Raw genomic sequence first — 24,856 nt, forward strand, 5'->3', positions numbered from 1 at the left:
AACAACGCCTCGGTGTCGGCTTCTATTCCCGTGTTCGATGAATATTTTTCCCGTCCCTCATGCCGCCCTGGGTCAGCAGGCACGCCGGGTTCGCATCTACGCCTTCAACTCGCTGGCCCATTGCGTCAGAATCCCCCTACACGCCGGATGCAGCCAGCAGGCCGCGCGCCGGCTCTACCTTGCAAGCAGAGACCGACCATGCAGGATGCCAGCACCTCTCCAACGCCCACGCCGTCGACCCCACTGCTGGGTATCGACCTGGGGACCACCAACAGCCTTATCGCAGTCTGGCAGGACGGTAAGGCGCAGCTGATCGCCAACGCCGTGGGCGAGGTGCTGACGCCGTCGGTGGTCAGCGTCGACGACGATGGCAGCATCCTGGTGGGCAGCGCTGCCCGCGCCCGGCTGACCACCCATCCCCATCGCACCGCTGCGGCCTTCAAGCGCTACATGGGCAGTGACAAGCGTTTCGAGCTCGGCGAGCACCGTTTCACCCCCGAAGAGCTCTCGGCCCTGGTGCTGGGCGCGTTGAAGCTGGATGCCGAAGCGTATCTGGGGTGCCCGGTCAGCGAAGCGGTGATCTCGGTGCCGGCCTATTTCAGCGACGAACAGCGCAAGCGCACGGTCTTCGCTGCGGAGCTGGCGGGGCTGAAAGTGCAGCGCCTGATCAACGAGCCGACCGCGGCCGCCATGGCCTACGGGCTGCACGAGCAGAAGTTCGAGCGCACCCTGGTGTTCGACCTGGGCGGCGGGACCTTCGACGTCACTGTGCTGGAATACGCCTTGCCGCTGATCGAAGTGCATGCTTCAACCGGTGACAACTATCTGGGGGGCGAGGATTTCACCGAGGCCTTGCTCAATGCCTGCCTGCGCGACTGGAACCTCAGTGCCGAAGCCCTGGAGCCCCAGGCGCTGTCGAGCCTGCATGATGCGATCGAGCAACTGAAACGCGAGGTGGGCGAGGGCAGCCGCACCCTGAACTGGAGCGGCGATGGCCAGGCCCGCGAATGGGTGCTCGACCAGGCCCGGCTGCAGTCGATCTGGGCGCCGTTGCTGGCACGGGTACGGACCCCCATCGAGCAGGCCCTGCGTGATGCGCGCCTGAGCCCGCGCGAACTGGACAGCCTGGTGCTGGTCGGTGGGGCCACGCGCATGCCGCAGATCCAGCAACTGGTGGCCAAGCTGTTCGGCCGCCTGCCGTATCGCCACCTCGATCCGGACACCATCGTCGCTCTTGGCGCCGCCAGCCAGGCAGCCTGCAAGGCGCGGGATTCGGCGATCGACGAGTTGATCCTGACCGACGTCTGTCCTTACACCCTGGGTGTCGCCTCGTCCCGTGGCGAGGAAGTGTCCGGAGCCTTTACCCCGATCATCGAACGCAACACGGTGATCCCCACCTCGCGTGTGCAGCGCTTCTACAGCAGCCATCCGGAACAGAAAGTGGTGCGCATCGCCGTGTACCAGGGCGAGCGGCCATGGGTGCGCGACAACATTCTGGTCGACAGCTTCGAGATTCCATTGCAGCCGACCGGCCAGGTGCAGTCGCTGGATGTGCGCTTCAGCTACGACATCAATGGCCTGCTCGAAGTGGACGTGACGTTCCTCGAAACCGGGCACAAGCACAGCCACAGCATCGACCGCAGCCCGACCGGGCTGGACAGCGACGCCCGCCAGGCCAGCCACGAGCGCCTGGCGAGATTGAAGATTCACCCGCGCGACGCCTTGCCCAACCGCACCCTGCTGGCTCGCCTGGAGCGCGCCTGGATGCAGAGCCTGGGGGATGAGCGCGACCTTATCGGCAGTTGGCTGGATGCCTTCAATGCCGTGCTCGCTGGCCAGCAGGCCAGCGAGATCAGTCGCCAGCGCCAGCAATTGAGCCAGGCGCTGGACGAGCTGCGCTACTGATCAGGGATGGTTCAGGCGCCGCAGGGCCACTTGCAGGCCCAGTTGCAACTGGTCGGGGTCGTCCGGTGAAGGGCCATAGCGGTTGGCCAGCTTGTCGCCGGGTAGCCCCACCAGAAGCAGCGGTGCGAACGGCAGCAGGCGGCTGACGGCCAGCAACCCCACCAGTGCCCAGACGCCCTGGCCCAAGTCGCGCAAGCGCCGCAGGAAGGATGTCAACAGCAGCAATACGACAAGGGTCCAGAGCATCGGGCTCTTGGTCGCGGTGGTCAGCACCGTGCCCGCCAGCAGCAGCACGATCACGTGGGCGATCAGGTCGCTGCGATTGAGACGGCTGTCCAGGCGCCAGAACGCCCAGGAGGGCACCGGCGTCTGGCTGACGCGAGCCATCAGCAGACGCTCGGCGCGGGCCAGTATCGCCATGCTGGCGCAGCGCAGGCCGGTGTCCTGGTCCGGATCGTCCTTGGCTTTCTGCAGGCGCATCAAGGCGCGGGTGCCTGGCGGGGATGCGGATTTGACCAGGTGATTGAAGGCGTCGAGGATCTCGTTGAGCAGCTTGCCGTCGACCTTCTCTTCCTGCTCCACCGCTTGGCGCGGCGGGCGTTTGACCTTGCCGGCGATCAGGCCGTCGCGCAGCGGAGCGAACCAGGGGCTGTCGTTGTTCAGTGCCTCGAGGCGATCGCGCAAGCGGGCGCGCTGTTGAGCATCGAGCTCGGGGTCGTGGTACAGCACGGCGCACAGCAGCATGTAGCCCAGTGGGTGGTCGTCGAGGGTGCCAACGTCTTCTTCCAGGCATTCGAGCAGGCGGACCGCGCCGGGCAGGCGAGTGCTGCCGAACACGTAGCCCAGGGTTTGCAGGCGGCTGGCAACCAGGGCCTGCATCGGATCGCGATCGTCCATCCAGCCGAGCAGGGCATTGTGTTCGTTGAACTGAGCCTGACGGGCGATCAGCACCTTGTGCAGGGGGGCGAACGGATGGTCGCTCGGATAGGTGAGCTGGGCGGCCAGTTGCGGTGGCGCCAGGTCCAGCCAGCGTTGCGGCTGTTGCGCCGTGGCCAGCATGAACAACTGCTGGCGATGCCAGTTCCACAGCGCTTCGCCCTCGACCATCGGCGGCAGCTCAATGCCGTTCAGTGCCAGTTCTTCCATCAGCACCAGGCCGAACGGCACGGTGAACATGCGGCGCATGTCGAAATGCTCGTTCAGCTCGCCCAGCGCTCGGGGCGAATAGACCCGCATGCGCCGCAGCCACTCGCGGCAGGCCGGGTGCAGTGCGTCGGACTTGAGCGCCTCTGGCAGTTCCACAGGCCCCTCGTCACGTGCGCAGTACTCCGTCAATGCACGCGCCACCGGTGAGTGTTCGAGCCAATGCAGTTGCTGCGCAGCCTGGCGCTGGAAGCCCTCGAGGATCAAGGCATCGAGCGGGTCGTTGCCCAGGCGCTCATCGACAATGGTGCGCAGCAAGCCGGCTTCACCGCGTTGCAGGGCCCAGGCCTGCCAGTAGCGGCGGTGCAGTTCGCGATCTTCCTGATTGGGCAACAGCCAGGCGAGCAGCGGCAGTTCGTCGTCGCCGTCCAGGCGCCAGTCGATGTAGGTGGCGGCGATGCCCTCAAGGCCCAGGCGCGAGGCTTCGGACCAGCGCGCCAGTGTCTGCGGCGACTGTGCCGGGCTGCCCAAGACCTGTGCCGGATCGGCCAGGTCGGCGGGCCAGGTCTCGGGTGTGCTCTGCTGGTCGAGGGCCTGGATCAGCAGGGGCAGGCGTTGCGGCTGGTAGCGCGCGCAGAGGTCGAGCAGCCAGCGTTCGGCCTGCGGGTGGCGATGTTCGCGCCACAGCCGTAGCCAGCAGTCCAGGGCTTGCTGCTCGGCGCCCAGGGCGTCGGCCTGGCGGGCCAGCAGGAACAGCAGGTCGACATCGTCCGGCGCCTGCTGGTGCTGCAACTGCAGGCGTGCATGCAGGGTGAGGCTGCCGATGCCGACCTGGCTGAACTGTTCGGTCAGACGCTGGACCAGGTGTTCGTCGTCAGGGAACGCCACGCAGGTGTGGTACCCGGCGAACTGTGCGTACTCGAACAGCGGGCGCTCCTGATGGTAGTAGCCAAGGCTGCGGAAGTACCAAAGGGTTTCCAGTTGCGCGGCGGGCGACCAGCTGTGCATCAGGCGGGTGTCGAACGGATCGGGCTCCTCGATGCGTTGCAGGAAGGCTTCTATCTCCTGGGCATCCTCCGGCGCCAGGCGCAGCAACTGCTCGGCCCAGCCCATGCGCCGGGCCAGCAGGCGCGCGCACTGGTACGAGATCGGTCCGCAGTTGCGCAGGTTGTGCAGCAGTCGCCAGCTGAGGTCTTCCAGTTGCTCCAGGGGCAGTTCGTCGAGCTGGGCGATGTAGTCCTGCCAGGCTTGGGGTTCGTAACGGCGAGTGGAGTCTTCGAGCAGTGCATGGAACGCCTCGAAGGCTTCGCTGGTGGACGCTTCGCTCTGCCCGTCGGCTGCTTGCTGCTCGGGTGCCGCGCCGGTTTCGGCGTGTTCACGCGCCAGGCGCTGCGCTTCTTCGTAGGCGGCGCGCAGGGCCTGGAAGCCTTCGGGGTCGGTTTCCGGATGGTGCGTCGGCAGGCGGCCGCGGTAGGCCTGGCGGATGGTGTCGAGGTCCTGGGTCGGCTCGATGCCCAGGCGAATCCAGCAACTCATGACCAGCAGTCCTCTTCCAGTGATGCCGGGCGTTCCGGCTCGGGCAACGGCAGCTCCCAGGGCAGGTCGGCGAGCAGCGCGTTGGCGCCGATCCTCAGGTTCAGGGCAATGCAGCGATTCCAGTGTTCGTTGCCTTGGCGCTCCAGGTTGGCGGCAAAGGTCTCGTCGCTGCTGTCGGAGACATTCCACAGCGCCTTGCCGAACAAATACCCGGCGATGTAGCTATCCCAGCGGTTGTAGTAATGGCGAGCGCGCAAGGCCAGGCGATAGTGCAGGTAGAGGCTTTCGTCGCGGCTGATATGGCCCTTCTTCACACCGGCGCGCAGCAGAAAACTCATGCGTCCGATGTCCCAGGCGCGGGTTCCGCCCGGGCCGCAGTCGGGAAAGGTGCGTGCGGCGTAGCTGTACTTGACCCGGTCACGTGGCGTCAGGGTTGCGAGCAGCGCCTGCCACTGGCTTGGCAGGCAGCGCTGGAACTGCCAGTAGGCGTTGCTCATCTCGCTGGCGTGGCCGTTGTCGGCCATGCCGAGCACGTCGAGCAACTGGGCACGGGTGCTGATGCCCCAGCCGCTTTCCAGGTCGGTCTGGTCTTCGCCTTCGAAGTACTCGGCGGCGGTGTAGCTGGCACCGTTGAGTGCGGCCATCGGGGCGGAGAGGGCGTGCAGCCAATGCTGTGCGGATTCGTCCATGAAGAGTGTCCGGGGCGAGGGGTGTGGCGCGATTGTAGAGAGGCAGCAAGGGCGCCGTCTACGCAGGCCTCAACGCCGGCCTTCTTCCGCTCGCAGCGTCAGCACCTCATAGCCCTGCTCGGTCACCGCGACCGTGTGCTCCCACTGCGCCGACAGCCCGCCATCGCGGGTGATCACCGTCCAGCCATCCTTCAGCGTGCGTGTGCCGCGGGCGCCCTGGTTGATCATCGGCTCGATGGTGAACACCATCCCCGGCTTGAGTTTCAGGCCCATGCCGCGTTGGCCGTAGTGCAGCACCTGCGGCGCTTCGTGCATCTGCCGGCCGATGCCGTGGCCGCAGTACTCGCGTACCACGCTGTAGCCCGCCGCCTCGGCGAACTGCTGGATGGCGTGGCCGATATCGCCCAGGGTGGCGCCGGGGCGCACCTGTTCGATGCCTTTCCACAGCGCCTCGTAGGTGGTGTCGACCAGGCGCCGGGCCTCCTCGCTGATTGCGCCGATGCGGTACATCTTCGACGAGTCGGCAATGTAGCCGCCCTGTTCCAGGGTGATGTCGACGTTGATGATCGAGCCTTCCTGCAGCACCTCGTCAACCTTGGGCATGCCATGGCAGACGACGTGGTCCACCGAGGTGTTCAGCGAATAGGGGAAGCCGTACTGGCCCTTGCTCGCCGGGCGCGCCTTGAGCGTCTCGACGATGAAGGCTTCGGCACGGTCGTTGATCTGCATCGTGGTCACCCCGGCGCGGATGAAACCGTCAAGGTCGGCGAACACCTGTGCCAGCAACTGCCCGGCCCTGCGCATCAGTGCCAGCTGCTCCGGGTTCTTGAGTATCACCTCGCTCATTGCAGCAGCTCCTTGAGATTCGCTTGTTCCTGACGCAACAGTTGGCGCAGCAGTTCCTGGTAAGTGGCCTGGGGATGCAGTTCGGCAAGCATGCCGATGCGGATCCAGTGTTCGGCCTGGGCGTTGATCGAGCGCGACATCGCGGCGCTGGCGATGCGCAGGTCTTCGTGGAGGTCGTCGCAGATCTTGACGATGCCCATGGGGAGTCTTCCTGGTATATGAAACGTATACGGATCATATAGTCGGTTGGGCGTCGTGTCATCTTCTGGTGCGCGGGGGCATCAAGATGGGGCGGATATCGCGTCGATGTTTTCGCGGGTCGACCCGCCCCCTGGGGGCTGTGCAGGCCTGTGGGCGCGGGTTTGTCCGCGACATGGCCACCGCCATCGCGCAACTGGCCCGCAAATTGCTGATTCAACTGCATCCGGACCCCTCAACGCCGAGGGGCCCTAAATCTTCACGACAAAGGCGCCGTGTTACCCGCTTGCCCTGCAGGCCGGGTAGCCGGCGCCTTTTGCGTTTTCAGGGAGACCGCCCATGAGCAGCAGCGAGGTGCGCAGCGTTTGCCCGTATTGCGGGGTCGGGTGCGGCATCGTCATGACCGTGGCCGAGGGCAAGGTCACCAAGGTCAGCGGCGACAAGCAGCACCCGAGCAACTTCGGACGCCTGTGCACCAAGGGCCTCACCGCACACCTGCCACTGTCCGCTGCCGGGCGCATGGAGCACGCTTTCTTGCGCCAGCAGCGCAGCCAGCAGCCGGTGCGCACGGGCATGGACGAGGCCATTGCGCAATCGGCCGCGCGCCTGCGCGCGATCATCGACCAGCACGGGCCGGATGCCGTGGCACTCTATGTGTCAGGGCAGATGTCGCTGGAGGCTCAGTACCTGGCCAACAAGCTGGCCAAGGGCTTTATCCGCACGCGCCATATCGAGTCCAACTCGCGGCTGTGCATGGCCAGTGCCGGCAGCGGCTACAAGCAGTCGCTGGGCGCCGATGGTCCACCGGGCAGCTACCAGGATTTCGAGCGTGCCGAGGTGTTCTTCGTCATTGGCGCCAACATGGCCGACTGTCATCCGATCCTGTTCCTGCGCCTGCTCGACCGAGTCAAGGCCGGGGCCAGGCTGATTGTCGTCGACCCGCGCCGCAGTGCCACCGCCGACAAGGCCGACCTGTTCCTGCAGGTGCGCCCGGGCAGTGATCTGGCCCTGCTCAACGGCTTGCTCTACCTGCTGCACGAGAACGGCCACACCGACAGCGATTTCATCGCCCGTCACACCGAGGGCTGGGACGACATGCCGGCCTTTCTCGCCGACTATACCCCCGAGCGGGTCGCGGCCCTGACCGGCCTTGCCGAGGCCGATATCCGTCAGGCGGCTGCCTGGATCGGCGGGGCGTCGGAGTGGATGAGCTGCTGGACCATGGGCCTCAACCAGAGCATCCATGGCACCTGGCACAGCAACGCGCTGTGCAACCTGCACTTGGCCACCGGCGCGATCTGCCGTCCTGGCAGCGGACCGTTCTCGCTGACCGGCCAGCCCAACGCCATGGGCGGCCGTGAGATGGGCTACATGGGCCCAGGCCTGCCGGGCCAGCGTTCGGCGCAGGTGGCGGGCGACCGTGCTTTTGTCGAGCAGCAGTGGGGCCTGGCGCCGGGCGCGCTGCGCAGCGAAGGCGGTGAAGGCACGGTGGCGCTGTTCGAGCAGATGAAGGCCGGGGAAGTGAAGGCCTGCTGGATCATCTGCAGCAACCCGGTGGCCAGCGTCGCCAACCGCCAACAGGTGATCGACGGCCTGCACGAGGCGCAGTTGGTGATCGCCCAGGACGCTTTCCTCGACACCGAGACCAACCGCCATGCCGATATCCTCCTGCCTGCCGCGCTGTGGGCCGAGGGCGAGGGTGTGATGATCAACAGCGAGCGCAACCTCACCCTGATGCCGCGTGCAGTCGCAGCGCCCGGCGAAACCCTTGAGGATTGGCGCATCATTGCCCGCATCGCCTGTGCCATGGGCTATGCCGAGGCGTTCAGCTATGCCGATGCCGAAGCGGTGTACGACGAGATCCGCCGTTTCTGGAACCCCGCCACCGGCTATGACCTGCGCGGCATCGGCTACGCCGAGCTACGCGACAAACCGCGCCAGTGGCCAAGCGCCCCCGGACGCGCGGACGATCGCAGCCCGCTGCGCTATCTCAACGACGGCAGCAGCCAGGCGCTGCTGCATGACGCCCAAGGCGAGCGACCCGCGCTGGCCTTTCCCACGCCCAGTGGCAAGGCGCGGTTCTTCGCCCGGCCCTGGCTGGCGCCGGCCGAGCTGCCGGATGCCGACTTTCCGCTGGTGCTCAACACCGGCCGCGTGCAGCACCAGTGGCACACCCTGACCAAGACCGGCAAGGTGCCGAGCCTGAACAAGCTCGAGCCCGGTCCCTTCGTCGAGATTAATCCGCAGGACGCCCGACGCCTGGGCATCGCCGACAAGGACCAGGTGGCGATTCGCTCGCGCCGCGGCCAGGCCGTGCTGCCGGCACGCATCAGCGAGCGGGTGCTGGTCGGCAACTGCTTTGCCCCTTTTCACTGGAACGACCTGTATGGCGAGCAACTGGCGATCAACGCCGTGACCTGCGACGCGGTCGATCCAACTTCCCTGCAACCGGCCTTCAAGCATTGCGCCGTGACCCTGGAGCGGGTTGCGGGCGAACGCATCGAGGCACTCGAGCTACCCTGCGCGATCCCTACGGAGCCTGCCACCATGCCCACCGACACCCTGTCTCGCCTGCTCGGCCTGGACAGCCTGCCGGCCCCCGTCCTGGCTGACGAGGAGCGTCATTACCTGCAGGGCTTCCTGCTCGGCCTTGGGCAGGCGCGTACACCGGGTGTGCCCAGCCTGCCGCCCGGTGCGCCGCTGGCGCCCGCCAGTCGGCTGTTCGTCGATGGCTTGATCGCCGGCCTGTTCGCCCAGCCGGTGGTGGCGCCGGTCGCCATGGCCGAGGTCGCCCGGCATCGGGTGCTGTGGGCCTCGCAGACCGGCAATGGCGAGGTGCTGGCCGAGCGCTGTGCGGCCCGTCTGCGCGAAGCGGGCCTGGCGGTCGAGCTGAGCTGCATGGATGCAGTCAGCCCCGGCCAATTGCGTGGCGCCGCCAGCGTGCTGCTGATCACCAGCACCTTTGGTGACGGCGATGCGCCTGACTGCGCTTCGGCGTTCTGGCAGGCGCTGCAGGGCGAGGAGGGGGCGCAGTGTGCGGCACTGCCCTTCGCCGTGCTGGCGCTGGGTGACTCCAGCTACGACCAGTTCTGCGGCTTTGGCCGCAAGCTCGACCAGCGCCTGGCTGAACTGGGCGGCCGACGTCTGCTCGATCGGGTCGATTGCGAACCGGACTTCGACCCATCGTTCGCCGCCTGGCTGCAGGCGTTGCTGCCGCTGCTCGGGCCGACGGCCGAAGCGCCCGTCATAGCCCCGCCGGCGCGGGTGTTCGGCAAGCAGCAACCCTGCCTGGCTCCCATCATCGAGAACCGTGTGCTCAATGCGCCCGGAGCGACCAAGGAGACACGCCAGGTGGTGTTCGACCTGCAAGGCACCGGGCTGGTCTACGAGGCAGGCGATGCGCTGGGTGTCTGGCCGCGCAACTGCCCGGCGCTGGTCCAGGAGCTGCTCGGCCTGATGGGGCTCGATGGCCAGATGTGCGTGCAACTGCCCGACTTGCCGACGATGCCGTTGGCCGAGGCAATGGAGCGGCATCTGGAGATCGCCCGGGTCACGTCGCAGCAGCTTGCCGCCTTCAGCCAGGCGCCGCAGGCAGGTGAACTGCGTCGGCTGTTGCTGCCCGAGCACAAGGCCGAACTCAAGGAGTGGCTGTGGGGGCGGCAGCTGGCCGATGTGCTCGCGGCATTCGCGCCGCAACTGTCGCTCGAGCACTGGCTGACCCTGCTCAAACCCTTGCAGCCACGCATGTACTCGATCAGCTCCAGCCCCAAGGCCCATCCACAGCAGGTGCACCTGACCGTTTCAACCGTGCGCTATGGCCAGCGAAAGGGTGTGAGTTCAAGCTTCCTCGCCGAGCGCGCCGAAATGCTGGAGGTGGCGATCTTCCCGCAGGTCGCGCGGCATTTCCGACTGCCGGACGACGATGCCTCACCGCTCATCATGGTCGGCCCTGGCACCGGTATCGCGCCGTTTCGTGCCTTTCTCGAAGAGCGCGAAGCCCGCGGTGCGACCGGCGGCAACTGGCTGTTCTTCGGTGAGCAGCATGCTGCCTTCGATTTCTATTACCGCGAGCAGTTGCAGGCCTGGGAGGCCAGCGGTCATCTGCGCCTGAGCACGGCGTTCTCGCGTGACCAGGCCGAGAAGCTGTACGTGCAGCAGCGCATGCTCGAACAGGGCGCCGAGCTGTGGCAGTGGCTGGAGGCAGGGGCGTACTTCTACATCTGCGGCGATGCCCAGCGCATGGCCAAGGATGTCGATGCTGCGTTGCGCCAGGTCGTGGCCGAGCACGGGCGGATGAGCGCCGAGGCGGCAGCGGCTTATGTCGAGGGATTGGGCAAGAACAAGCGTTATCGACGCGATGTGTATTGAGTGCACCGGGATGGGGAGGGGTGCACCGGCTTGAGGCGTTGCCGCGTGCGGCGCTGTCGCCGGACACGCCCGCTGCCACAGGTCGCGCAACGCTGCATACCCCGCAGGAGCGGGCTTGCAACGCGACAGCGCCAGCACCCATTCCGACCTTGGCACGCTCCCTGCTTTCAACGGTTTACAACACAGCCCCACTGATCAACGGCGATCAACAGGGGCCTCACACTGATGAGTACAGGCAAAGGCGCCTGGAGCTTCGGCTCCAGGCGCCTTTTTTTGTCTTTGCCGCGGGCACGCCCCGCACACCGTGATCGAGGATCGGCTATGAAGGCAACAGCGAACGGCGGACAACGAGAGCGACTGGTCATTGTCGGCAACGGCATGGTCGGTCATCACCTGGTCGAGCAACTGATCGAACGTGGTGCCCTGGCGCGCTTCGAGCTGCGCGTGTTCGGCGAGGAGCGCCAGCGCGCCTACGACCGTGTGCACTTGTCGGAATACTTCGCCGGCAGTAGCGCCGAGACACTAGCTATGTGCGAGCCCGACTTCTATGCCCAGCACGGCGTGCACCTGCACCTGCACGAAGCTGTGCTGGAGATCGACCGCACGCTGGGCGAGGTGGTCACCGCCCAGGGGCGCTACGGTTATGACCAACTGATCCTTGCCACCGGCTCCTACCCGTTCGTACCGCCGATCGAAGGCTCCACGGGCACGGCCTGCTTGGTCTACCGCACCCTCGACGATCTTGACGACATCCGCGCCTCGGCTGCCGGGGCCCGGCGTGGCGTGGTGGTCGGCGGTGGGCTGCTGGGCCTTGAGGCTGCCAATGCGCTCAAGTCGCTGGGGCTGGAGGCTCATGTCGTGGAGTTCGCGCCACGGCTGATGCCGGTGCAGCTCGATCATGAAGGAGGCGCGGCCTTGCGTGCGCAGATCGAAGCGCTGGGTGTCGGCGTGCATCTGTCTCGCGCCACCCAGTCGATCGACCCGGGAGAAGAGTATCGCCATCGCATGAACTTCGATGGTGGCGAGTACCTGGAAACCGACCTGATCGTGTTCTCTGCCGGCATCCGTCCGCGTGACGCCCTGGGGCGTGCCTGCGAGCTGGAGATCGCGCCGCGCGGCGGCGTGGTCATCGACGGCAACTGCCGTTCCAGCGATCCACGGATCTTCGCCATCGGCGAGTGTGCGTCGTGGAACGGCAGCGTGTTCGGGCTGGTCGCGCCCGGCTACAGCATGGCGCGCAACCTCGCTGCGCTGCTGGTCGGCGCGGCCAGTGCCGAGTTCAGCGGTGCCGACATGTCGACCAAGCTCAAGCTGCTGGGGGTCGATGTCGGCTCCATCGGCGACGCCCACGGCGCCACTCCAGGCGCCCGCAGTTACCGATACATCGACGAGGCCAACGCCAGCTACCGCCGCCTGGTGGTCGACGCCAGCGGCAAGCGGGTGATCGGCGCGGTGCTGGTCGGCGACAACAGCTACTACGACACGCTGCTGCAGTACGTGCAAAACGGCATCGCCCTGCCGCAGGATCCGGCGGCGCTGATCCTGCCGCAGAGCGGCGGCGCGCCGACGCTGGGCGCCGATGCCCTGCCCGACAGCGCGACCATCTGCTCCTGCCACAACGTCAGCAAGGGCGCGATCTGCGCGGCCATCGACAGTGGCTGCGCGGACCTGGCGGCGGTCAAGGGCTGCACCAAGGCGGCCAGCGGCTGTGGTGGCTGTGCGGCGCTGCTCAAGCAGGTGTTCGAGCACGAACTGACCGCGCGTGGCGTGACGGTCGACAAGAGCCTGTGCGAGCACTTTGCCTATACCCGTCAGGAGTTGTATGCACTGGTGCGGGTCGAGGGGATTCGAACCTTCAACGAGCTGCTCGAGCGCCACGGCAAGGGGCATGTCGGTTGCGACATCTGCAAGCCGACCGTGGGTTCGATCCTCGCCTCGTGCTGGAACCAGCCGATCATGGACCCCTCGCTGGTGCCGCTGCAGGACACCAACGACACCTTCATGGCCAACATGCAGAAGAACGGCACCTACTCGGTGGTGCCGCGCATCCCGGGTGGTGAAATCACCCCCGACAAGTTGATCGTGATCGGCCAGGTGGCGAAGAAATACGACCTCTACACCAAGATTACCGGCGGCCAGCGCATCGATTTGTTCGGCGCGCAGTTGCACGAGTTGCCGCTGATCTGGGGCGAGCTGATCGAGGCAGGCTTCGAAACCGGCCACGCCTATGGCAAGTCGACCCGCACGGTGAAGTCGTGCGTGGGCAGCACCTGGTGCCGCTACGGCGTGCAGGACAGCGTTGCCATGGCCCTGCGTATCGAAGACCGCTACAAGGGCCTACGCTCGCCGCACAAGCTCAAGTTCGCGGTGTCCGGCTGCACCCGTGAATGCGCCGAGGCGCAGAGCAAGGATATCGGCGTGATCGCCACCGACAAGGGGTGGAACCTGTACGTTTGTGGCAACGGTGGCATGCGCCCGCGCCATGCCGAACTGTTCGCCACCGATCTGGACGACGACACCCTGATCCGCCTGATCGACCGCGTGCTGATGTTCTACATCCGCACCGCCGACAAACTGCAGCGCACCTCGGTGTGGCGCGAAGGCCTGGACGGCGGGCTGGACTATCTCAAGGCGGTGATTCTCGACGATAGCCTGGGCCTCGCCGACGAGCTGGAAGCGCAGATGCAGCATGTGGTCGACCGCTACGAATGCGAATGGGCCAACGCCTTGAAAGACCCGGAGAAGCTCAAGCGCTTCCGCACCTTCGTCAACGACCAGCGGCCTGACCCGGATGTGCATTTCGTGCGTGAGCGCGAACAGCGTCGACCGGCTACGCCGCTGGAGTTGATCCCTACTGTCGAGGAGCTCGTTTGATGAACCTGTCTAATGCTGTCGTTGCGCCACAGGATATCTGGCAGTCAGTGTGCCGGGTCGATGATCTGATTGCCGACTCGGGGGTGGTGGTCTGGCTCGACGGCGAACAGGTCGCGCTGTTCTACCTGCCCGGGCAGGAGCAGACACTGTATGCCGTGGACAACCGCGACCCGCGTTCAGGGGCCAATGTTATCGGGCGGGGATTGATCGGCAGCCTGCAAGGCGAGCTGGTGGTGGCGGCGCCGTTGTACAAGCAGCATTTCAGCTTGCGTGATGGGCGTTGCCTGGAGGATGCGGGGCAGCGGTTGCGGGTGTGGCCGGTGCGGATGGAAGGGGGGCAGGTCGAGATTCGCTGTTTCTAGCAGGTATGGCTCCTGCCCGGCCTGTGCAGTACCTGTGGGAGCGGGCTTGCCCGCGAACACCGGCAAAGCCGGTGCCATCTACCGCGGTGTTTGCTTCGCGGGTAAACCCGCTCCCACAGGTACTGCGCAGGCCTTGGGTCTGGCACGTTTGCAGGTCCTCGGATAAAGGTGGCTCCACGGCTTGTTCACAATGGATATTCATCCACATCCGAGGCATCGACAAAGTCCTCCAGAACCAGACTGTTTTTGCTGAGAAAGACCTTCAGCTCAGCTATTGATTCAAGTGCTCTGAATGAGCCAACTCGATCGTACGAGGGGTCTAGCGCCTGCTCTATATCTTCGGCGTTGAACGTGTTCAGCCGAGCTTTGAAGCGCGCCTCTTCAATGCGGCATTGGTCGGCGTAAGGGGAATGCCCGATCATTGAGTAGGGTTCGGTCCTCAGTGGATACGCAGGGATTAGATGGTCCTGCAGGGATAACTCTATCCAGGTTCTGGATTGTGGTGTGTCCGACTTGATCTCGGAAACTAAAGTCCGCCCCTGAAGAAGTGTTTTAATCATTTCTGTGTGTCTATTTTGAAATCAAAGTTCTCGAAGATTATTTTTACAGTGGCGTCCTCGAATACCAATTCGTGCCGAAGCTTGCTGGTGTTGTCCATTATTGTCATTTCGTCAGTTATGAGGTCGCCGTGAGTGGATTGGTTGGCAGGCCACTCTGTGGGTCTTTTTTCGACGGAGTAACTTGAGACTTTTGTATAGGTAAGCGTCAGGGTGTCTCCGTAAGCTCCGTTTAGGATTATTTGAGCGGTGTTGGCGTAGCATTCGTCGATGTCATGCTCTTCGAATCTAATGCTTTTTAGCCGGGCGTCATGTAAGCATCGGGAGTCGGAGGGATTGTAGTGCCAAGCACTGCTCATAAAAGTGTAAATATTCTCTGGGAGTAAATGCTTTACGCTCTCGACATAAGCTGGGTATTCGCTGCTGTCTAGAGTGTATCCGTCGTGGTTTTCGGTGAGTTTGATGATTTTCATGACGGTCGTATACAGGGAAAGGATTCGGTTTTCAGCGCCGCTGAGGTGTCTTCATCTATGGAAATTTACTCAAGAGAGTATTGATAGCTGTCGGCGATGATCTCAACATAGCTGTCGTACCCCGCGACGATGTAGTGCTTCAATGAAAGAAAGTTGGCGGGGTCATACAACGGATTTGTTTCTGCCAACAGCGCTGAATCGACGACCTCATAGAATTTTGGGTCAGGATGAAGTCCGGTCTTTCGCCAAGTTTCTACTTCATCGCCTCGGCTGCCCAGAATTTCGTAGTTCTGATACTCGCGCTCGAAAAAATTGAGTGTGATACAGCGCATCTCAGCGACACGCTCAAAAACAAGTGTCGCCACGGAGTAGGTGTTATTTTCGATGTGTTCGATTCGCTGAGCTTCAACCTGAATCAATGCGGCACCAGTCTCGTCGTACTTTGCGTTGAGCTGTGTGGTGTTGATGACAAAATTAATTTTTTGAGGGGCGAGCTTTATCATCGATCACACCAAAAAAATCGAAGGGGTTCAATGGCGCGAGGGGCACTCGCAGGAGCGTTGGTTTTAACGAGTGTCCTGAATCATAAGTCCTGCCACCTCACTCTTAGCGAATTGATATTGATGGTGAGTGTTCGCCTAAGTGATCCGGACATGATGTCGCATGAGATCTCGTCCTCGTTAATCGAAAGGCAATGCAGCCCGCTGGCGTAATTGAACGCCAGAAGCCTATCGTCAAGATACAGCGATGTCGAAACAGTACCGTCCAGTGAGTAGACCAACTCCAGCCGGAGGGGCTCTGCGGTGAGCTTGCAGCTCCATTGTGCATACTCTGGATCGAAATCTGCGACGAGCCCGAGCACCTCAAACAATGTGGTTTCGAAAGAATTAATCATGGTTTTTGGGCGGACTGAAAAAATTTATCACATCGTTCAGTGTGTTTTTTACGTATCCAGGAGGTAGGAAAATTTCTTGCACCACGTCATCGTCATGCGCTTTCCAAATGACCCGGTCCGTTGTCTCAAGCATGAGCAGAATCACGACATCGCCATCAAGGCAGGGCGTCAGGTTCAGCGACAAGAACAGTGCACCAATTTTGCTAGAATCAATCCAGTTTTGAGAGTGCTCGTACCCTTGCTCGATCTGGGAAAGCACGGCCGATTTGTCCAGGTTTTTCAGGGAGTCAGCGTAATCGAGATCATAATTATCGAATTTGACACTGATCATGTTCAAGAAGGTATCGATCTGCGTGATCTCTTCGTTTGCACCAATGAGATGATTGTCTAAAGATAGGTTCACGGCCATCCAACCCGACTTGAAGTTTGGCGCGCAAGTCGAGCAACAGACTGAAAATAACTCTTTTTTCCCAGCGTTATAGTAGGTCACAGTTGCTTCCTCGGTTTTTCTTTCTATTAGCCATGTCTTTGAATCTTCGTTTGATCCAGTCAGGAACTTTCAGTCCCCTCGATGAATTTTCGCGCCCGTTCCAATGCACTTCGCCGTTTGCGCCTTGATAGCGATAGAATTCTCCATTCTTGTTCTGGCCAAACCAGGAGTCTGCCCTATCAGGAACGGCACGTTTGTAAACCTCTGCAGCATCATCGGGCAAGAGTGTTGTGGTATTACCGCCCCCTCGGAAGTTAGGTGATTTAGGGTCGTGATGCCCTGGGTCGACCAGTTTGGGTTTGGGGCCGTGATACTGAGCATCTGCCTTGTAATCGGCCTCCAGTCCAAATGGATCGATCCAACGAAGTGGGTTGGGCGCGTATCTATAAAGGTTGGGCCCTGCACTGATACTCAGTGGATCCTGCTGCGTAAACCGCCCCACCTCCGGATCATAGAACCTGAACGTGTTGTAGTGCAGCCCCGTCTCCCGGTCCAGGTACTGTCCCTGGAACCTCAGGTTCTGCTGACGGTTCTGCCCGGCATGGTGCCATTCTTCCCGACACTTGCCCCAGGTCGCGAACTCACCTTGCCACACGGTCACGCCGTTTTCATCGGTGAGCTGTTCGGGCAGCCCGGCGAGGTTGGTGTGGAAGTAGTGCAGTTGTTCGGTGCCGGGGGCGCCATCGAGGCGGGCGAGGGGTTCGTAGCTGTCGCTGTCGGCGTAGACGTACAGGCTGGGTTTGTCGTCCTGGATGTCCTGCAACAGGCGCAGACCCTGCCAGAGGAAAAGGGTCTGGCTGACAGGGGTAGGGTGATCGTTGCGGTACAGGCGCTTGGCGATCCTGCGGCCGAGCGGGTCGTAGTCGAATTCCACCCGCTCGTGCACCGGCCCGCGTTGCTGGTGTACGCGTACCAGGCGGTGCTCGGCGTCGTAGTCGAAGCGCTGGATCAGGTGCGCGCCAGTGCGTTTTTCGCTGAGGCGGCCGAAGCGGTCGTAGCGGTAGCGTTTGTCCTGGAAGACCTTGAGGCGGTTGTGCCGTACGTAGCCCTTGATCGGGTAGCCATCTAGCAGATTGCCGGCCTTGTCGTAGCCGTAGTGCTCGACCTGTTGGCCATTGCGATGAGGCAGTGTGCGGCTGGCGCCATGGATGCGTTCTGTGGGGCCATAGTCGTAGCGAACCTGACCGCGCTGGACATTGCCGCTGGCGTCGGTGCCGAACAGGCGACCGATGATCTGGGCGTGCGTGGGCGGCTCGCCGTCGCGGGCTCGCTGACACTGGATGAAGTCCTCGCCGACCAGGTTGTCACTGTCGTCGTAACGATACTGCTTGCTCAGCAGGGCCAGGCTGCCGGGGCCTGCGCCCTGTACATGCAGGGCTTTTTCCAGCAGGCGCCCGGTGCTGTCGTAGCGGGTCCGGGTCTGGATCCGGCCTTGTGTTCGCAGGACTTCGGCATGCAGCTCGTCGCGCTCGAAATCGCAGATCACTCGGCCATCGAGGTTGAGCTGATGCAAGTGGCCGCTGCCGTAGTACAGATGATTGAGGCGTCGGCCATCAGGCAGGGTCAGGGTCTGCAGGTTGCCCAGTTCGTCATGTTCGTAGGCAAGCCGGCCCGCTTTCCCGGTTTCGCTCAGCAGTTGCCCGAGGGCGTCATGGCTGAAGGCGAGCCGTTTTGGCTCGCCCAGCAGGTTGGTGAAGGTGATCGCCAGCAGGTTGTCGGCGAGGTCGTATTCGTAGTCTGTGACGCCGTCGTCGGTGCGCTTGCGCAACAGGCGCCCGGCGGCGTCGTATTCGAAATATTGCGACTGTATCGAAGCCTCGGGCTCCGGCGGGCTGCCGGGGAACGTCGGCTCGGCGTCGCGGGCCGGGTGCAGCCTCGCCTCGATGACGTTGCCCGCTGCATCGTAGCGATAGCTGTGACCGCCGCCATCGAGGTTGTGCTGGGCGGCCAGGCGGTCCAGGGCATCCCAGTGGAAGGCGTAGTGCTCGCCGTTTTCGTTTTGCAGACGTTGCAGGCGGTCGTGCGCATCCCAGGCGAAGCGAAGGGTGAGCCCCATGGCGTCGGTGCGTTGGCTGAGGCGCCCACGCTCGTCGTAGTGCCATTGGGTGAGTTGCTGGCCGGAGTCGATGTGCTGGGTCAACTGCCCCGACAGGTTTACCTGGTAGCGGTCGACGCGCCCGTCGGCGCGGGTGCTTTCCAGCAGGTGGCCACGGGCGTCGAAACGATAGCGGGTGCGGTTGTTGCGGCCGTTGAAGACTTCGCTCAGGTGACCGCGCTCGTCATAGCGCCAGAGGGTGGTGCGGTTGGAGCAGTCGCTGTAGCGAATCAGTTGCCCTCGGGCGTTCCATTCCAGCTGGCGGGTCTTGCCCTGAGCATCGATGACCTGTTCCACCCGGCCTTGTCGATCGTGACGGTAGCGCGTGGTGCGCCCCAGCGGGTCGGTGGTACTGATCAGGTTGCCGCGGGTGTCGTAGGTGTTGCGATAGGTATGGCCGGCGCCATCGCTGATGTGGGTGGGCAGCGCCCAGTGCTCGGTGTAGGTGGTGCGCTCGCAACGCCCCAGCGGGTCGTAGCTTTCGATCAGGCGCCCGAGCGCATCGTAGTGGTATCGCCACTCGGCGCCTTGCGGGTCGATGCTGGCCAGCAACTGGCCCTGGACGATCTCTTCCTGCCAGCGCTGGCCCAGTGGATCTACATACACCAATACCTCGTGCAACGGGCCCCACTCGAAATGTTCCTTGCGACCTAGGCTGTCGGTGACCTCGGTATGACCCTGCCCCAGGTCGTAGTGGAAAAGGTAGTCCTCGCCGTCTTCGCTCCAGTGACGGATCACCCGCCACTCATGGTCTGGCTGCGGCTCGAGCAGCGGTGGCAGGTGCGGTGTCGGGCGAGGGACGGCGGCGAAACGTTGCCACTGGTAATGGAAGGTCGCACCGCTGGCCAGGGTGTGACTGGCCATCAGCCCTTCAGGGGTATAGCTGAAGCGTCGCAGCAGCTGGCCGCCCGGCTCGTGTACTTCGCTCAGTTGACCGGCAGGGGTGTAAGCGTAGGTGGCGAGGGTTTCACGGCGCTCGACCACAAAGTCGTTGCCCTCGCGCAGGAACAGGCGCTGCACCTGGCCGACGCGGCGAGGGTGCATGCTGTCGTAGAGCAGTTCGACCACCGTGCGGCCAAAGGTGTCGACCAGGTACTGCAGGCGGCCGTCGTTGTCGTAGAGCAGGTCAAGGCGGTTGAGGTTGCGATCCCCCAGTTGCACCAGGCGTGAACGACTCGGGTCGTGCGGGTCGGTGCGCAGCACCTGGTACTGGCCGCTGTAGATGTCCTCGACCACGGTGACGCCGGCGTCCTGGTGGAAGAACGCCAGGCCGTCGAGGCTGCTGACCAGGGCGCTGCCTGGCTGCAGGCGCCCCAGTTCGATACGCGTACCTTCCTCGTCGACATAGACCCACAGCTCGCCCCCTTCAGGGTGGGGGACACGCTCGATGCGAACTTCATAAGGCAGGCTCCAGCCCAGGCCGAACACGCCATCGCCGCGCGTGTCGTTGCTGTCGTAGCGCCGGGCCCATTCGATCGGCAGCAGGCCGGGGAGGGCGAAATCCAGGTCGTCAGGGCCGTCGAGCAGCTTGGCACCGCTGGAAACGATCACCGGATGGCCCTTGCACTTGGGAATCATCGACTTTGGCTTGGGTGCCTTGCCTGGGCGTGAGCGGGCCTTGCCACCCCGGCGCGAGAGGAGCATGCCGGCGACGATGCCGATGATCTTGGCCAGCGCGCTCTTGCCATCGCGGATGTCGCGCACGGTCAGCGTGCCGCCGCCGATGCGCACATTGGGCGAGAAGGTCATGCCCACAGGGCCGTCGCAAGTAGTCTTGTCGCCCACCCGCACGGCGGGTTGGCCATTGATGAACACCTTGTCCGAACCCTGGGCGAGGAAGTTCTTGGCCGGGTGCTTGCTGCAGGTGACGGTATCCTCGCCCCGCTCCTGGGTGCCGGGATCGGCCGGTGTGGTGACTGGCGGGTTGAAGATGCTGGCGATGTCCTGGGCCATGCCGATGATCGGGAGCATCATCGAGGCGCCGACCATGGCGTAGGCACCGATGTTTTCCAGGATGGAGGGGGGCTCGGGGTTGTCGGGCGAGGCCTCGACTCCCAGGCTGATGCCGGCAGCACGGGCAGCGGGCATGCCATTGATATGGACGTTGGCGGAGCCGGTCAGGATGGCGCCATAGGGCTCGGGCGGGAACAGCGAGTTGCCGACCCAGTCACTGAAGTCGGAAATGTGTTCGCCGATGCTCTTGTCGCCGCCGCCGGGCAGCGAACTGGCCGCGCCTACCAGCAGGCCGGCGGCCACCGGCACCAGTGCAGCCGCCGCACCGCCGGTGCCGATGGTGGCGGCGACGGCGGCGCCCAAGGCCGCACCCACTGCGGCGGTGGCGGCCGCATAGACCACCGCCTCGGTCAGCGCGCTGGTGAGCTCGGCCATCAACGGTGGGTGCAGTATCAGGTCGTCCTTGCGGGCGGCGTGGAGGTCCTGCGCCATGAATCCGGGCTTCCTTGCTGGAGGGGTGTCAGCGTGTCTGCAGGCTCGCCTTGATGGCTTGCCAGTGCATGAGGTCGTTTTCCGTCAGCGGTGTCTCCTTGCTATAGCTCAGCACCATAAGACGCTGTGCCTGCACATGGGGATAGGCCAGTTGACGCTGGTGCGAGCGAATTTCGCCACGCTGGAACTGCAGGCCGACTTCCAGGCCCTGGATGGCTTGCGCCATGCCGCAGGTCGTGGCTTGAGGCTCGGTGATGTGTGCATCGAGGCGACTGCGCAGTTGTTCGAGCTGCTGGCGGTAGACGGTATCGAAGGAGTGGTCTGCGGGGAGCGGGCTGCGGGCGATCACCAAGGTGGTGCCGCGCTCCGGGAACGTCAGCATGTTCATGCTGCTGTCCTGCGGCAGCTCTGTGCCCAGGTCTAGTGATAGGTCCTGGGTTTGGTAGAGCGACATCGGTTGGCTCCTTGCCGGGGAAAGCTGCACCCTACAAATCCAGGGGCTTGAGGGCAAGCTGCGCATTGTCAGAATGGGATCGAGTCGTTGTAGGAAAGGATATTCATAGACGACTTGCAGCCCTCCTGCACACCGTTACACTGCCGTGCATGAACCTCGATACCCGCATCAAGTACCGCCATCTGCTGTGCTTTCTGGAGATCGCCCGTCAGGGCAGTCTGGCCAGGGCGGCCGATGTCCTGGCGATCAGCCAGCCGGCCATTTCCAAGACGCTCAAGGAACTTGAGGACTTGCTCGAGACGCGTCTGTTCGAGCGCACCCGCCAGGGCGTCGAGCTGACCTCGGCGGGCACCCGCTTCATGCGCTACGCCGGGCCCAGCGTGCAGGCCCTGCGCGAAGGTGTCAGCACGGTGCGCGGCGAGGCCCGGGCGCCGTCGCAGGTGCGCATAGGTGTGCTGTCGACGGTCGAGGGGTTGCTGATGCCGGAGGTGCTGTGTCGCCTGCATCAGCGTCATGAGGCGTTGGTGATCAGCGTGGTCACCGGGATCAGTGCGCAGTTGCTGGGGCAACTGCGCCTGGGCGAACTGGAACTGGTGGTCGGGCGGATGACCGACAGCCCGCAGATCCAGGGCCTGTCGTTCGAGCACCTGTACAGTGAGTCCATGAGCCTGGTGGTGCGTCCTGGCCATCCGTTGCTCGCGCGCCAACCCCTGGATCGGGCACGGGTCGGCGATTACGCACTGGTGCTGCCGCCAGCAGGTACCACCATTCGCCTGCACGCCGACAGCCTGTTCGTGCAGTGCGGTATTCAGATGCCGGGGCAACGCCTGGAAACCCTGTCTCTGGCCTTGAGCCGGCGCTACCTGCTGGGCAGCGATGCGGTGTGGGTGGCACCGCGTGACGCCGTGCTGATCGACCTGCAGCGTGGTGAGCTGGTCGAGCTCGACCTGGGTGTGCGCGAACCGGGAGGCTCGGTGGGTATCTGCCGCAACGCGGCCCTGCCGCAGGGGCTGGCAGCCCAATGGGTGTGCGAGGTATTGCGGGAAGTGGCGGGCGAATACCGGGCCGGCAGCTACCCTTGATTTTCACCGTGGGATGAACATCCCTTCATACAGGAACTTCCTGGCACAAACCCGCTCCTATGCCGGTAGCCATTGGTCATGGCCGCCTGATAAGCTCGCGGCTTTACCCTGATTGCCCTCATGGCGCATGAACAAGGAAATAGCATGAAACAGCATCGTTTGGCGGCTGCGGTTGCCCTGGTAGGCCTGGTCCTGGCTGGCTGCGACGCTCAGACCAGCAGCGTCGAGCTGAAGACCCCAGCACAGAAGGCCTCCTACGGTATCGGCCTGAACATGGGCAAGAGCCTGGCGCAGGAAGGCATGGATGACCTGGACTCCAAAGCGGTGGCCCTGGGTATCGAGGATGCAGTCGGCAAGAAAGAAGCCCGTCTGAAGGACGAAGAACTGGTAGAAGCCTTCACCGCGCTGCAGAAACGCGCCGAGGAGCGCCTGGCCAAGGCCAGCGAGGAAGCGGCCGCCAAGGGCAAGAAGTTCCTTGAGGACAACGCCAAGAAGCCGGGCGTGGTCACCACCGCCTCGGGTCTGCAGTACGAAGTCGTGAAGAAGGCCGATGGCCCGCAGCCTAAGCCGACCGATGTGGTTACCGTCCACTACGAAGGCAAGCTGATCGATGGCAAGGTCTTCGACAGCTCGATCGAGCGTGGCAGCCCGATCGACCTGCCGGTCAGCGGCGTGATCCCAGGTTGGGTCGAAGGCCTGCAACTGATGCACGTCGGCGAGAAGTACAAGCTGTACATCCCGGCCGAGCTGGCCTACGGCGCCCAGAGCCCGAGCCCGCTGATCCCGGCGAACTCGGTACTGGTGTTCGACCTCGAGCTGCTGGCCATCAAGGACCCGAGCAAGCTGGACGCCGAACCTGCCGAGCCTGCCGAAGCGCCGGCCAAGTAATCTGGCAACTGCCGCACCTGACGCCCCGTTTCGACGGGGCGTTTTCATTTTGGTCGCACGCTTGACGCGAACGCTGCAGGTGTCTCACTGTCTGAGCATGAGGCACCTTGACGCGTAGCCAACCATACGTCTGACGCAAATCGTTTGCCTGTCTGAAACGGTTGTGTAAAAAACGCCCGATCTGAGCGGGACCCTTGCTCCGTGGGCGCCTAGCGCCCTAAAACGCTGCCCTGTTCACAAGGTTATCCACAATAAATGTGGATAACCTTCCTGGCTGATGCTGGAGACACCATGAGCGCACCCTGGAATTTTGCCCGTTTTCTGCCGCTGGCCGAGCGCCTGCTCAGCCGTGGCCGCCTGCCTGCGTTGCTGTTCGCCGTGGCCCGCAAGGGCCCCAAGCTGGGCCAGTTGCGTGACGACCTGCGCCTGATGCAAAGCCTGTGTCTGGCCTGGTGGCGTGGCGAGTACCGTGCCGTCAGTCCCAAGGCCTTGGTGACCATCGTCGCTGGCCTGCTGTATTTCGTCAGCCCCCTGGATGCCATTCCGGACTGGATCGTCGGTGTCGGTTTTCTCGATGACATCGCCGTGCTGGGGTGGGTGCTGAAGACCGTCGGTGACGAGCTGGCGCGCTTCAAGGCCTGGCGCGACAGCCAATCACCCGAGCGCCTGCGCGTGGTCGAGCGGCTGCCGGACAGCCCGGAAGCGTTACGCCTGGAACGTCCTCACCCTTGATTTTGGCCTGATCTGCACAGACTCCCGCACTTGGTCATATAATTGGCATAAGCATTATGCCGACGGATTACATGCAGTAAGGGGGTTGTATGGGTATTCAGGTCATCAGTCGGGACGGTCAGCCCGAGTATGCGGTTGTTCCCTGGGCCCAGTACCAGGCACTGCTAGCCGCAGCCGGGCAGGCGCCAGTCAATGCCGACGAACCTCAGGCTGCGGCCAGTGAGGGGCGCGGCGAAGTCGTGAAGGAAAGCGCCAGCTTGCCTGCCTTGGGTGAGCTGGCGCAGTTGCGTCAGGCCAAGGGCTTGGCCCCCGAGCAGTTGGCCCGCAGCGTTGGCATCAGCCCGTCGTACCTGGCCATGATCGAGTCGGGCGAACGTGTGCCCGATGCGGCGATCCAGCGCAGCCTGGCATGGCACCTGGGGATCGCCGGCTGGAGCGAGCCATCATGAGTCAGGTCAGGATCAGTCGTCAGCAATGGCAACGCCTGCTGGACGAGCTTGACCTGGCCCGCCGTCAACGCTACCTGCTCACCTATAGGGCGCTGCTCGAGCGCCTGGAGTTGCCCACCCCCGCCATGCAGACCCTGACCGCCGCCCTGGAATACCTGGCGATGATCGATGCGCGTGCCGAGCAGCCGCTGCGCAGCTCGCTGGTGATCAGCCAGGGGGCCAGCCGCCTGCCACGTACCGGCTTCTTCGAATGTGTCGAGCGCCTGGGGCGGTTTTCAGGGCCCGTCGATGGTATGGAGGCGGCTTCGTGGCATGCCTCCGAAGTGGTGCGGGTGTTCGAGTTCGCTTACCCCGAAGAAGTGACGGCAGGGTAGG

The 24,856-nt window shown here is 63.7% G+C and carries 19 protein-coding genes; 9 read left to right on the forward strand and 10 right to left on the reverse strand.

Features of this window, described 5'->3' with window-relative positions:
• The first annotated feature begins 198 nt into the window (after positions 1–198).
• Positions 199–1,905, forward strand: coding sequence for a molecular chaperone HscC (locus tag HU748_RS01915; RefSeq protein WP_186719007.1), 1,707 nt, complete (start codon positions 199–201; stop codon positions 1,903–1,905).
• On the opposite strand, the gene HU748_RS01920 is transcribed toward HU748_RS01915, so the two are convergent.
• From HU748_RS01920 to HU748_RS01935, 4 genes are all read right to left on the reverse strand, one after another.
• Complete coding sequence (locus HU748_RS01920; protein ID WP_186719010.1) at positions 1,906–4,584, reverse strand: DUF805 domain-containing protein; 2,679 nt, start codon at positions 4,582–4,584, stop codon at positions 1,906–1,908.
• Positions 4,581–5,273 (reverse strand): DUF1266 domain-containing protein, encoded by a 693-nt coding sequence (locus HU748_RS01925; RefSeq protein WP_186667097.1) that lies wholly within the window; start codon positions 5,271–5,273, stop codon positions 4,581–4,583. The genes HU748_RS01920 and HU748_RS01925 overlap by 4 nt, the downstream gene beginning before the upstream one ends.
• 69 nt (positions 5,274–5,342) lie before the next feature.
• Positions 5,343–6,119, reverse strand: a complete 777-nt coding sequence (map, locus tag HU748_RS01930) for a type I methionyl aminopeptidase (RefSeq protein ID WP_065862187.1) — start codon at positions 6,117–6,119, stop codon at positions 5,343–5,345.
• Positions 6,116–6,319, reverse strand: a complete 204-nt coding sequence (locus HU748_RS01935) for a ParD-like family protein (protein WP_054890915.1) — start codon at positions 6,317–6,319, stop codon at positions 6,116–6,118. Before HU748_RS01935 ends, map begins: the two co-directional genes overlap by 4 nt.
• 337 nt (positions 6,320–6,656) lie before the next feature.
• On the opposite strand from HU748_RS01935, the gene HU748_RS01940 reads away from it, so the two are divergent.
• The 3 genes from HU748_RS01940 (at position 6,657) to nirD (ending at position 13,921) form a co-directional block, all read left to right on the forward strand.
• Entirely contained in the window at positions 6,657–10,685 is a 4,029-nt protein-coding gene (locus tag HU748_RS01940) for a bifunctional nitrate reductase/sulfite reductase flavoprotein subunit alpha (protein ID WP_186719012.1), read from the forward strand.
• Positions 10,686–11,006: 321 nt separating this feature from the next.
• Positions 11,007–13,559, forward strand: a complete 2,553-nt coding sequence (gene nirB / locus HU748_RS01945; RefSeq protein WP_186719014.1) for a nitrite reductase large subunit NirB — start codon at positions 11,007–11,009, stop codon at positions 13,557–13,559.
• The gene (gene nirD, locus HU748_RS01950) at positions 13,559–13,921 is read left to right on the forward strand and encodes a nitrite reductase small subunit NirD (protein ID WP_151926318.1); all 363 of its coding nucleotides are present in this window, start codon (positions 13,559–13,561) and stop codon (positions 13,919–13,921) included. Before nirB ends, nirD begins: the two co-directional genes overlap by 1 nt.
• 185 nt (positions 13,922–14,106) lie before the next feature.
• Here the strand turns inward: nirD and HU748_RS01955 are convergent, their stop codons facing one another.
• From HU748_RS01955 to HU748_RS01980, 6 genes are all read right to left on the reverse strand, one after another.
• Positions 14,107–14,343: a hypothetical protein gene (locus tag HU748_RS01955; RefSeq protein ID WP_202885218.1), complete on the reverse strand. Its 237-nt coding sequence runs from the start codon at positions 14,341–14,343 to the stop codon at positions 14,107–14,109.
• Positions 14,344–14,477: 134 nt separating this feature from the next.
• Entirely contained in the window at positions 14,478–14,951 is a 474-nt protein-coding gene (locus HU748_RS01960; protein WP_186719016.1) for a hypothetical protein, read from the reverse strand.
• A 65-nt stretch (positions 14,952–15,016) separates the two neighbouring features.
• Entirely contained in the window at positions 15,017–15,454 is a 438-nt protein-coding gene (locus tag HU748_RS01965; protein ID WP_186719018.1) for a hypothetical protein, read from the reverse strand.
• A gap of 384 nt (positions 15,455–15,838) precedes the next feature.
• Positions 15,839–16,336 carry an Imm42 family immunity protein gene (locus HU748_RS01970; RefSeq protein ID WP_186719019.1) on the reverse strand — a complete coding sequence of 166 codons (498 nt, stop codon included), beginning with the start codon at positions 16,334–16,336 and terminating at the stop codon, positions 15,839–15,841.
• Entirely contained in the window at positions 16,323–20,876 is a 4,554-nt protein-coding gene (locus tag HU748_RS01975; protein ID WP_186719020.1) for an RHS repeat-associated core domain-containing protein, read from the reverse strand. Before HU748_RS01975 ends, HU748_RS01970 begins: the two co-directional genes overlap by 14 nt.
• Before the next feature lie 28 nt (positions 20,877–20,904).
• Positions 20,905–21,330 carry a DcrB-related protein gene (locus tag HU748_RS01980; protein WP_186711494.1) on the reverse strand — a complete coding sequence of 142 codons (426 nt, stop codon included), beginning with the start codon at positions 21,328–21,330 and terminating at the stop codon, positions 20,905–20,907.
• 149 nt (positions 21,331–21,479) lie between these two features.
• On the opposite strand from HU748_RS01980, the gene pcaQ reads away from it, so the two are divergent.
• From pcaQ to HU748_RS02005, 5 genes are all read left to right on the forward strand, one after another.
• Positions 21,480–22,412 (forward strand): pca operon transcription factor PcaQ, encoded by a 933-nt coding sequence (gene pcaQ / locus HU748_RS01985; RefSeq protein WP_186667079.1) that lies wholly within the window; start codon positions 21,480–21,482, stop codon positions 22,410–22,412.
• Between the two features lie 144 nt (positions 22,413–22,556).
• Positions 22,557–23,300, forward strand: coding sequence for an FKBP-type peptidyl-prolyl cis-trans isomerase (locus tag HU748_RS01990; RefSeq protein WP_186667077.1), 744 nt, complete (start codon positions 22,557–22,559; stop codon positions 23,298–23,300).
• Between the two features lie 291 nt (positions 23,301–23,591).
• Positions 23,592–24,032, forward strand: a complete 441-nt coding sequence (locus HU748_RS01995; protein WP_186711495.1) for a YkvA family protein — start codon at positions 23,592–23,594, stop codon at positions 24,030–24,032.
• An 89-nt stretch (positions 24,033–24,121) separates the two neighbouring features.
• Entirely contained in the window at positions 24,122–24,481 is a 360-nt protein-coding gene (locus HU748_RS02000; protein WP_186711496.1) for a helix-turn-helix transcriptional regulator, read from the forward strand.
• Positions 24,478–24,855 (forward strand): hypothetical protein, encoded by a 378-nt coding sequence (locus HU748_RS02005; RefSeq protein ID WP_186719021.1) that lies wholly within the window; start codon positions 24,478–24,480, stop codon positions 24,853–24,855. The genes HU748_RS02000 and HU748_RS02005 overlap by 4 nt, the downstream gene beginning before the upstream one ends.
• Position 24,856 lies beyond the last annotated feature (1 nt).

Source organism: Pseudomonas sp. RW3S2 (genome assembly GCF_014268955.1).
Classification (GTDB): domain Bacteria; phylum Pseudomonadota; class Gammaproteobacteria; order Pseudomonadales; family Pseudomonadaceae; genus Aquipseudomonas; species Aquipseudomonas wayambapalatensis.

What these genes read in the sequence shown, in the direction of transcription:
- HU748_RS01915 (WP_186719007.1), top strand. Translation starts at nt 199, where the DNA reads ATGCAGGATGCCAGCACCTCTCCAACGCCCACGCCGTCGACCCCACTG.
- HU748_RS01920 (WP_186719010.1), bottom strand. Translation starts at nt 4,584, where the DNA reads ATGAGTTGCTGGATTCGCCTGGGCATCGAGCCGACCCAGGACCTCGAC.
- HU748_RS01925 (WP_186667097.1), bottom strand. Translation starts at nt 5,273, where the DNA reads ATGGACGAATCCGCACAGCATTGGCTGCACGCCCTCTCCGCCCCGATG.
- map (WP_065862187.1), bottom strand. Translation starts at nt 6,119, where the DNA reads ATGAGCGAGGTGATACTCAAGAACCCGGAGCAGCTGGCACTGATGCGC.
- HU748_RS01935 (WP_054890915.1), bottom strand. Translation starts at nt 6,319, where the DNA reads ATGGGCATCGTCAAGATCTGCGACGACCTCCACGAAGACCTGCGCATC.
- HU748_RS01940 (WP_186719012.1), top strand. Translation starts at nt 6,657, where the DNA reads ATGAGCAGCAGCGAGGTGCGCAGCGTTTGCCCGTATTGCGGGGTCGGG.
- nirB (WP_186719014.1), top strand. Translation starts at nt 11,007, where the DNA reads ATGAAGGCAACAGCGAACGGCGGACAACGAGAGCGACTGGTCATTGTC.
- nirD (WP_151926318.1), top strand. Translation starts at nt 13,559, where the DNA reads ATGAACCTGTCTAATGCTGTCGTTGCGCCACAGGATATCTGGCAGTCA.
- HU748_RS01955 (WP_202885218.1), bottom strand. Translation starts at nt 14,343, where the DNA reads ATGATCGGGCATTCCCCTTACGCCGACCAATGCCGCATTGAAGAGGCG.
- HU748_RS01960 (WP_186719016.1), bottom strand. Translation starts at nt 14,951, where the DNA reads ATGAAAATCATCAAACTCACCGAAAACCACGACGGATACACTCTAGAC.
- HU748_RS01965 (WP_186719018.1), bottom strand. Translation starts at nt 15,454, where the DNA reads ATGATAAAGCTCGCCCCTCAAAAAATTAATTTTGTCATCAACACCACA.
- HU748_RS01975 (WP_186719020.1), bottom strand. Translation starts at nt 20,876, where the DNA reads ATGGCGCAGGACCTCCACGCCGCCCGCAAGGACGACCTGATACTGCAC.
- HU748_RS01980 (WP_186711494.1), bottom strand. Translation starts at nt 21,330, where the DNA reads ATGTCGCTCTACCAAACCCAGGACCTATCACTAGACCTGGGCACAGAG.
- pcaQ (WP_186667079.1), top strand. Translation starts at nt 21,480, where the DNA reads ATGAACCTCGATACCCGCATCAAGTACCGCCATCTGCTGTGCTTTCTG.
- HU748_RS01990 (WP_186667077.1), top strand. Translation starts at nt 22,557, where the DNA reads ATGAAACAGCATCGTTTGGCGGCTGCGGTTGCCCTGGTAGGCCTGGTC.
- HU748_RS01995 (WP_186711495.1), top strand. Translation starts at nt 23,592, where the DNA reads ATGAGCGCACCCTGGAATTTTGCCCGTTTTCTGCCGCTGGCCGAGCGC.
- HU748_RS02000 (WP_186711496.1), top strand. Translation starts at nt 24,122, where the DNA reads ATGGGTATTCAGGTCATCAGTCGGGACGGTCAGCCCGAGTATGCGGTT.
- HU748_RS02005 (WP_186719021.1), top strand. Translation starts at nt 24,478, where the DNA reads ATGAGTCAGGTCAGGATCAGTCGTCAGCAATGGCAACGCCTGCTGGAC.